General features: G+C 46.5%; 3 protein-coding genes and 3 pseudogenes. 3 read left to right on the top strand and 3 right to left on the bottom strand.

Annotated features, from left to right (window positions below; all coding sequences use genetic code 11):
• Nucleotides 1–746: 746 nt before the first annotated feature.
• The 3 pseudogenes from B5F88_RS12590 to B5F88_RS12580 all read right to left on the bottom strand — a co-directional run.
• A pseudogene (locus B5F88_RS12590) lies at nucleotides 747–857 on the bottom strand (helix-turn-helix transcriptional regulator); the annotation flags it as partial.
• 68 nt (nucleotides 858–925) lie between these two features.
• A pseudogene (locus B5F88_RS21455) lies at nucleotides 926–1199 on the bottom strand (hypothetical protein); the annotation flags it as partial.
• Nucleotides 1200–1802: 603 nt separating this feature from the next.
• Nucleotides 1803–5231: pseudogene (locus B5F88_RS12580) on the bottom strand (SNF2-related protein); the annotation flags it as partial.
• A 223-nt stretch (nucleotides 5232–5454) separates the two neighbouring features.
• Here B5F88_RS12580 and B5F88_RS12575 point away from each other — a divergent pair.
• The 3 genes from B5F88_RS12575 to B5F88_RS12565 are packed head-to-tail and all read left to right on the top strand — an operon-like array spanning nucleotide 5455 to nucleotide 9176.
• Nucleotides 5455–5664 (top strand): helix-turn-helix transcriptional regulator, encoded by a 210-nt coding sequence (locus B5F88_RS12575; protein ID WP_080568006.1) that lies wholly within the window; start codon nucleotides 5455–5457, stop codon nucleotides 5662–5664.
• Nucleotides 5665–6933 (top strand): DNA adenine methylase, encoded by a 1269-nt coding sequence (locus B5F88_RS12570; RefSeq protein ID WP_007490009.1) that lies wholly within the window; start codon nucleotides 5665–5667, stop codon nucleotides 6931–6933. It begins immediately after the preceding gene.
• A complete protein-coding gene (locus tag B5F88_RS12565) occupies nucleotides 6933–9176 on the top strand; it encodes a sensor histidine kinase (RefSeq protein ID WP_204244484.1) in 2244 nt (747 codons plus the stop codon). The genes B5F88_RS12570 and B5F88_RS12565 overlap by 1 nt, the downstream gene beginning before the upstream one ends.
• Nucleotides 9177–9178: the final 2 nt, after the last annotated feature.

The following is a 9178-nucleotide window of genomic DNA, read 5'->3' as shown; positions in this document are numbered from 1 at the left end:
GGCTGGCGAAGCTTTTTCTCCAGCTTGTTTTGTCATGCCCTTTTTCAGTCGCGCAATTTTTGCGGGACTTTTTTATTTCAGCTATTGACTTTTGTTTGCAGGACTCCTTACTATATAAAGTTGGGTCGTGTGCTGATTGTCTCCCGGCAGAGCAGCCCGTGGGGGCGGGATACTCCCGGCCCCCGTGGGCGGTTGCTCCTGCGGGGCGAACAAAAGGGCCGTGCAGGTATGTAAATTCCCTGCACAGCCCTAACAGCACACAGACCCATCGGAGATTACCCTTGTAAAACAGGAAATTTCCAATTATAATAGGTGTGGCGCAGTTTTACTGCTGTGTGGGTGGTCTCGTCACCTGCATAGGGGCGTAAGAGGTTGCCGCCTCTTGCGCCCTGCCCTTATTATTCGCCTTGATGCTATTATATTGCAATCTGTGACGGCGTGCAAGGGGTTTTTTACGGTCTGATGGTATCAGGCCGCTTTTTTGTTGTTCAAAGTGTGGTGTATTGCGTATTGGCGGCGTGGGTGGCCCGCCACGGACGGGGCCGGGGTGGTCATCGGAGCCGGGAGCAGGGCGGGGAATAAGGTGGGTTTCGCTCCTTGCAATTCCCTCGCGGGAGCTGGCGGTGACCTACGCCGTCCGCCCGTGGGAATTGCGTCGCTTTGATGCCCTGCGGGGCGTAGGCTTTGGGAAATCCGGGGGTGTCAGTAAGGTAAGCATGGAGGCAATCTCTTTAAGTTTGGTATTCCCCCTTTTCCCACTTCGAGATAGTCTGTCGCACAACATTTAATTTCTCTGCGAGAGCCTCTTGAGAAAACCCCTTCTCTTTTCGTGCTTTTTTTAAATTATCTCCAAACATATAGTTCAACTCCTCTCTAAGTCATCTTTATTATACTCAAAATATCTCGTTGCCACAAGCAACGCAAATTAACATTTGGTTCTGTATGCCCTGTTGGTCACGCTCAAAACCTTACTTCGCGTGAAATTGCTCGCGGCAGCTTTCGCCGCTTCGCTGGCAGCTCTCCAGCGTTCCTCGCTGTATGGGGCGGTCAGACGGAAAGAGAAACGGCCCTTTTCGATTTCAAATTCCATGCAGCCCGTTTCCAGGTCTGTGTCGGTCTGCTGGCAGATTGCCGGGTAGCTCATTGGCTCTTGACCAGGGAAAAATGGAGATTTTCAAATAGGAGTCGCCCGGACGAACCATTCTTCATCCGGGCGGCTTCTGTTGCGTGATTTCCGTTTTTCCCGGCTCTTGACCGTCAAATATGAATCAGCCCAGGTCATCGCACCTCCTGTTCGTTATACAAGAAAGAAACAATCTCGGTTTGGTTCGTCCGGTCTATCTGGTCTTAGTGTAGTAGATGGTTGATACTTCTCTGCCTGTGGTTGAATTGTTCATGTTGTTTGTGTACAATAAAACTAACAAATTCAAAGTTACGGGGGTAGAATATGAATGATATGCAACAAAAGTTTTTCAAACATATTGCGGCAATACAAGAAAGCTGCGTTGAGTTTGTTTAATTAAACACAAAAAGGATTATGATAATGAAACCAGGTCGATGTTATATGATGTCACCTATGAATTTGCTGTTAGAATTATGGAGATGATCGATGGTTATTCGGAATACAGTTCTGATAAATATGATATTATCAATACAGTTACGGGTGAACATCTAAAAGAAAATCCATTTATTGAATTACACGACCAGTTAGATGGGATAATGAAATATTAAATCTACAACTTCCAGTTTATCAAGAGCAGCACATAGGACGGACAAGCCGGGCAGCTTGTCCGTCCTTTTTCTTATCGCTCCTGTTCGTGCTGTTTTGGTTTCTTGTCGGGGCTGTGTGGCGGCACCGGGCGTTTCAGGCTGTCCAGCACCGAGGGCCGTGCGCTTTTGGCAACCACGGTTTCCGGCTGGGCATGGCCCTTGCCATCAATGTTCAACAGCGTATCTAGCTCTACCAAACGGGCGCTTTTGCTTTTCAGCTCGTCCTCATAGGGGAACGGCTTGCCCACTTCCTCTTTGGCGGCTGCCTGCTGCTGATAAAGGTTCGACAGCTGGTTCTGCACCGCCTCAAGGCGCTGTGTCATTTGAGCAAGCGCATTGTCGATACGGGTGAGATTGCCGCGTGGGTCGGTGCCAAGGGTCGCCCGGTGGGTCATTTGGCCTTTCAGCAGGAGCGTATATTCCTGTTTCCAGGCCAAAAATTCCACGGACATGGTGAAGCCCCGGTAGGTGCCAATCTGTACCGGATCGGAGCCTTTGACCTCTTTGCAGGCATCCAGCAGGGCGGCACCGGCGTTCTCTTTGTCGGTCAGAATATCGCCCCGAATCTCCATCCCGGCAAAGCCGTCCTTCGGGTGGGGGTGGGCGGCCAGGGTCTCCTGGTCAGCCTCAAAGCCCTGGATATAGCCCTTGTTGGTTTCAATTTCCTGGGGGAAGTATTTGAGCAGCTGGTCCTCCAGGCGGTACTGCTTGCTCTGGTGGTCGGCTTTCATCAGCTTCAGACGGGATACTTCCACATCCAGGTCCATACGCTCTTTGATACGGGGATCTCCGGCACACAGGGCCTTGATCTCGGCAAAGGACAGCGCCGTTTCGTCCACATCATCGCAGGAGCGCACCGGGCTTTTGCTGGTCATAATCTGGCTGATGAATTTTTGCTTGTTTTCCACCGTCTGCCACAAGTAAGCGTCGAAAGTTCCCTCCGTCACATAGCGGTACACATGGACGAGGGGGTTCTGGTTGCCCTGGCGTTCGATACGGCCTTTGCGCTGGGCAAGGTCCCCCGGCCGCCAGGGGCAGTCCAGGTCATGCAGCGCCACAAGGCGGTCCTGAACATTGGTTCCGGCTCCCATTTTGGCGGTGCTGCCCAACAAAACCCGCACCTGCCCGGTACGAACTTTGGAAAACAGCTCTTTCTTCTGCACCTCGGTCTTGGCTTCATGGATAAAGGCAATTTGTTCGGCGGGCATTCCCTGGGCGATGAGCTTTTGACGAATGTCCTCATAGATGGTAAAGGCAGGCTCGGCGTCCGGCAACGGGATCGCTTCTTCCAGTGCGTGAAGTGTGGGGTTATCCAGCTGTTTTGCCGCCTTTTTAGAGGGTGCTGCCTGGGGGGTGGAAATATCGCAGAACACCAGTTGGGTCAGCTTGTCGGCCTCGCCATCTCGCCAGATCTGCATGATATTGTCCACACATTGATTGACCTTGGTGCCGGGTTCGTCCGGCAGCAGCTGGTTGATAATGCGCTGATCCAGGCCCAGCTTTCGGCCATCGCCGGTAATCTTGAGCATATTGTCCTGGGAGGGGTCAACAGAGCCGCTGTGTACCTTGGACGCACGTTCCGAGAGGACCTGCACCATTTCTTTCTGGTGTTCAGTGGGCTTGGCCACAATGTTGTGGTATTCCACCTCCGGGGTAGGCAGGTTCAGCTGGTCGGCGGTCTTGATGTCCGCCACCTCTTTGAACAGGTTCATCAGCTCCGGGAGGTTGAAGAACTTGCTGAATCTCGTTCTTGCCCGGTAGCCAGTACCTTCTGGAGCCAGCTCCAGCGCCGTTGTCGTTTCGCCAAAACGCGACGCCCAGCAGTCAAAATGGGTCATGCTCAGCTCTTGCAGCCGGTCATACTGGAGATACCGCTGCATGGTGTAAAGCTCGGTCATGGAGTTGCTGACCGGGGTGCCGGTGGCGAAAATCACACCACGGTTGCCAGTGATCTCGTCCATGTAGCGGCACTTGGCAAACATATCAGAGGATTTTTGCGCGTCCGAGGTGGATAAGCCCGCCACATTCCGCATTTTTGTGTATAAAAACAAATTTTTGAACGAATGTGCCTCGTCCACAAACAGCCGGTCAACGCCCAGCTGCTCGAAAGTTACCACATCATCTTTGCGGCCCTCGGCCTGGAGCTTTTCCAGCCGTGCCTCCAGAGATTTGCGGGTTTTCTCCAACTGCTTGACCGTGAAACGCTCGCCACCGCTGGCCTTTACCTCCGAGATTCCCTCGGTAATCTCGTCGATCTGCTCCTGAAGGAGCCGTTCCTGCCGCTCATGGCTGATGGGGATTTTCTCAAACTGGCTGTGTCCCATGATAATGGCGTCATAGTCGCCGGTGGCAATGCGGGCACAGAACTTCTTTCGGTTATGGGTTTCAAAATCCTTTTTGGTTGTGACCAGGATATTGGCGGAGGGATAAAGCCGCAGGAACTCCGATGCCCACTGTTCAGTCAGGTGGTTCGGCACCACAAAGAGCGATTTTTGGCACAGCCCCAGCCGCTTGGCCTCCATAGCGGCGGCCACCATTTCAAAGGTTTTGCCCGCGCCTACTTCGTGTGCCAGTAGCGTATTGCCGCCGTACAGCACATGGGCGATGGCATTTTTCTGGTGTTCCCGCAGAGTGATGGCCGGGTTCATGCCACCGAAGGTGATGTGAGAGCCGTCGTATTCACGGGGACGGGTGGCGTTCATTTCCTCATTGTACTGGCGGACCAGCGTCTGGCGGCGCTCTGGGTCTTTCCAAATCCAGTCTTTGAAAGCGTCCCGGATAGCCTGCTGCTTTTGGGCGGCCAGGGTGGTTTCCTTGGCGTTCAGCACCCGACGCTCTTTGCCGTCTGCATCCTCTATGGTGTCGTAGATCTGCACATCCCGCAGGTTCAGGCTGTCCTCCAGAATCTTGTAGGCATTGGCGCGGCTGGTGCCATAGGTGGTATAGGCCGCCACATCGTTATGGGAGATGGTGCTTTTCCCGGTGACCTGCCACTCGGCGGTGAAGGACGAATAGTTGACCTCAATATTGCGCTGAAGGTAAAACGGGGTGTCGAAGGTCTCGTACATAAATTGCTGGATGTACTTCTTGTCAATCCAGGTGGCACCCAGGCGTACCTCAATCTCCGAAGCGTCCAGGTCCTTGGGCTGGGCAGCGGTAAGGGCCTCCACATTGACAGTGAAGGAGGGGTCCTGCTGGGCTGCCCGCTGTGCCTGCCGCAGCTTGCGCCGCACATTGCCGGACAGGTATTCGTCGGCGGTCACATAATGGGGGGTGCCGTCTTTCTCCAGCTGTCCCGGTACACGGAAGATCACACCCTGCAATTCGTCTGCCAGCTGTTCTTCCGTTTTACCGGAGAGCGCCATCATGTAGAGCATATCCACACGGGCCATTTCTGCGATGGATACCGTCAGGGCTTCACTTGCCGTATCCACAGAGAATACTGCTTCATGGGGCTTGATATGGTACCGCTTGACCGCCTTATCTTTGGAAAGACATGAGCACAATGTGTATAAACCAACGTAACCTCGGGACATTGATGTACCATTGATATTTTTACCAATGAATAATGATTGCGGATAATTGAAGAAAGTTAAATTTTCAATTGGATAAATTAAAAAATAGTATCTTTCCTCCTTGCAAACACTATAGCAAGTGCTATAATATTTGCAAGGAGATGACTATATGGAGTTTTGCTCAATTGTAAAACAAGTTCGTAAAGAATTGGGGTTAAGCCAAGAACAACTCGCAAGAGAACTTAGCATAAGCTTTTCTACTGTGAATCGATGGGAAAATGGCAAATCAAAGCCCAGTCAAATGGCAAAAGAACTATTCTTCTCTTTTTGTAAAAATAAAGATATTAATCCTGACCTATATAGGAAGGGGGGAGCATGAATGATTAGTATCACTTTGGAAAATATGGATCGCGTTGGTGTTGAAGACGAGTGGAACTTTAGTAACGACGCCGAGTTTACCATGCATTGCATTCATACTTACCCTGCGAAATTCCCTTCCTTTATTGCTAAAAAGGCTTTTGATTATGCAGAGGCAGAGGGCGTAAAAATAGAAACCGTTGCAGATATCTTTTGTGGATGTGGCACCGTTGCTCTTGAAGCCAAAACCCATAATAAAGATTTTTGGGGCTGCGATATTAATCCCGTTGCTACTTTAATTGCAAAAGTGAAAAGTGAAAGTTACAATGTTGAAACAGTTAAAGCATACTTTTTGCTTATTAGCTCGGCTTACCCATTTACTGAAATTGATAGAGCCGCTTATGAAAACGCAAACGAGAGGCTAAAGCACTGGTTTACTCAAAACAGTTATACTCAACTGCTTCGTCTAAAGACTACTATAGAAGCAACTGTTCATGATGGAAAATACTTAGATGCATTCTACTGCCTTTTTTCATCAATTTTGAAAGCCTCTTCTAAATGGTTAACAAAATCTATTAAACCTCAAATTGATCCTAACAAAAAAGAAATTGTGGTCTGGGATGCATTTGTGCAACAGTATAATAAGTTTGTGAAATCAATTGAGCAACTGAACGGAAAAACCGGTTTAAGTTCTTCCATTGTCATTGAGAACGAAAACTTTTTAGAAGCAACTGATGTACCTGATGTAGACCTAATCATATCCAGTCCTCCATATGTTACATCATATGAATATGCTGACTTGCATCAACTGTCCTCTCTTTGGTTGGGATATGCAGATGATTATAGGGACTTAAGACGCGGATCAATTGGAAGCTTATATAATAGCGAAGATTACACAATTAACATGGAGTTACTTAATGTCGTTGGCAAACAAATTGTGACGGAGTTAATTGCCACTCAAAGAGCGACAGCAAAGGTAAGATCTGTGGCAAGATACTACGTGGATATTCAGCACGCTATTCAAAAGTGTTCTAAAATGCTTAAAAACGGAGGAATGGCATTATTTGTTGTAGGTGATACAGAGTACAAAGGTGTAAAAATTAAAAACTCTGAACACTTAATTCAAAGCCTTATAAATGAAGGATTTACTGACATAAAAGCTGCAAAACGAAGAATATCTAACAAATTACTCACTCCCTATCGTGATGAGTATGGGCGTTTTTCTTCTGATAAATCGAGTAGAACTGTCTATCACGAAGAATATATTATTAGCGGGAGGATGTGGAAATAGTGAGTGAAAAACTGAAAATCCGGCCGTATGCTCGCCTGCTAACAATGTTAGGTGATCAATTAATTAAAAATGAACTGATTGCGCTTGTAGAGTTGATAAAGAACTCATATGACGCTGATGCGTCTTGGGTAAAAGTTAGTTTCATTGACTTTGGGCCAGACTATTCTTTAACTCCAACATCTAAGATTATAATTGAAGATGATGGTTGCGGGATGAATGCAGATATTTTGCGCAGACACTGGCTCAATCCAGCTACTCCAGATAAACTTAAACGGAAGGCCAATAATCCTAAGACTCAGAAAGGTCGTATTCTGCAAGGAGAAAAAGGTATCGGCCGTTTTGCTATATTTAAATTAGGCAAAAAAATTACCATTACCACAAGAAGGCAGCAGCAAAATTCTGAAGGAAAATTTATTGAGTTTGGGGAAAATGTTGAAAATGTTCTAACTTATGATTTTTCAAAATATGATAATGATTTCCTCCAGGAAGATGGTGAAGAGAAAGATTTATTTCTTGAACACCTTACTGTAGACCTGGTGCAACGAACCCCAACAGCTATTGTTGAAAAAGAAGTCACTTTAGGAACGACACGAAAACATCGCAAACCATTTGGGACCATTATTGAAATTACAAACCTTAAAACGAAATGGACAGTTGATCGAGTTAATCGTATTCAGCAGAATATTGGCAAATTACAACCCATTTTTTCTGAAGAAGATACAGCTGATTTTAGCGTATGGGTTTATAAAGATAATATTCTGAACGAGTCTCACGATAGTTACAAAAAGGTTCTTGATCATTGCTTAAAAAATATGTCTGTCCTAAAAATAACTAACGGCCGCTACATTTGTGGACCGAATACCATAAGCTTTAATATGAATGGGCAACCGATTAAGTTGAGTTTTCAAGATCCTGATATCAGAGGGCTCACACAGTTCAAGCGTTTCAAAGAACTTGAGGAAAAAGGCGAAAAAGTAGAGTGCGGAAGCTTTAACTTTGAGTTTTATATTTTCGACTTGAATGCTGACTCTGAAAATCCGTCCAAATACTATTTGAGTAAAGACGAAAAAAACGTTATTAAAGAACACAGAATATATTTGTATCGAGACAATGTACGAGTAATGCCTTATGGTGATCCAGAAGATGACTGGCTCAGAATAGATATGGCACGTGGTACAATACGTGCAGATGAATACTTAAGCAATGATCAGGTTGTTGGTTGCGTGTATATTTCACAGGAGGAAAACCCCAATCTGAAAGATAAAACAAATCGTGAAGGATTGATTGAGGAAGGACGTGCGCTGGAAGATTTTATTGGTGTTCTGCAACTCATTCTTCGTTACCTCAGGAAAAAGCCCTTCGCTCAATATTTGATTGATAAGAAACGCCGAAGTGAAATCGATAGAATTAAGCGGGGGCGCCCTGCCGAACTAATTGAAGCCGCAAAAAAGCAGTATGGTGACGATGAAAAAACCATGGCTTTTTTAACATCCTTTGAACGCAGTTACGCGAAAGAAAAACGCACGTTCGAAGATCGAATCCAAAAAACTGAAAATCTTGCTGCTGTTGGACTTTCTATCGAAACAGCCTCTCACGATGTAATGCTGTTACTTGGGAAAGCTGTCGAGCAGCAAGAAACTCTGATTAAAGAGCTAATGTTAGGAGACGAAATAGACAGAGATAACCTTCTCTCCCGATTAACGCTTATTCGCGGAACTATGTCTATGGTTCAGTCACAAATGAAAGATGTTCAGTTGCTGTTCCCCTCAACTAAATCTAAAACTAAGAACATAAATGTTAGAATGGTTATTGAGAAAGTTCATAATCTATATAAACGCGCATTTAAGGAAAACCATATCACCGTAGAATACGATTTAACCACACGTCCCTTGGTGGTCAAAACCACGGATGCTGTTCTTCTTCAAGTTTTTATCAACCTATTTGATAATTCCCTGTATTGGTTGAAAACTATAAATGGCGAGCGGAAAATTCTAATATCTCTGGATGGCAATCAGCAAAGAATGATTTTTTCTGATAGTGGTCCTGGAATTAAGCCAGATGATACAAATTATATCTTTGAAGCTTTCTATTCAGGGAAAGGTGAAGAAGGTCGTGGTCTGGGACTTTACATTGCAAAGCAGCTTTTAGACAGATATGATTACTCTATCAATTTGGCAGAATTTTCGAGAGATCGAATCTTGAATGGCGCCAATTTTGTATTAGAGTTCGTTAAAGAGGGGTGACA

Source organism: Flavonifractor sp. An306, assembly GCF_002159455.1.
Classification (GTDB): domain Bacteria; phylum Bacillota; class Clostridia; order Oscillospirales; family Oscillospiraceae; genus Flavonifractor.
This window is presented reverse-complemented; position numbering and strand designations above follow the sequence as displayed.

Bases quoted from the DNA above. Each gene is read 5' to 3' on its own strand.
- B5F88_RS12575 (WP_080568006.1), top strand. From the start codon at position 5,455: ATGGAGTTTTGCTCAATTGTAAAACAAGTTCGTAAAGAATTGGGGTTA.
- B5F88_RS12570 (WP_007490009.1), top strand. From the start codon at position 5,665: ATGATTAGTATCACTTTGGAAAATATGGATCGCGTTGGTGTTGAAGAC.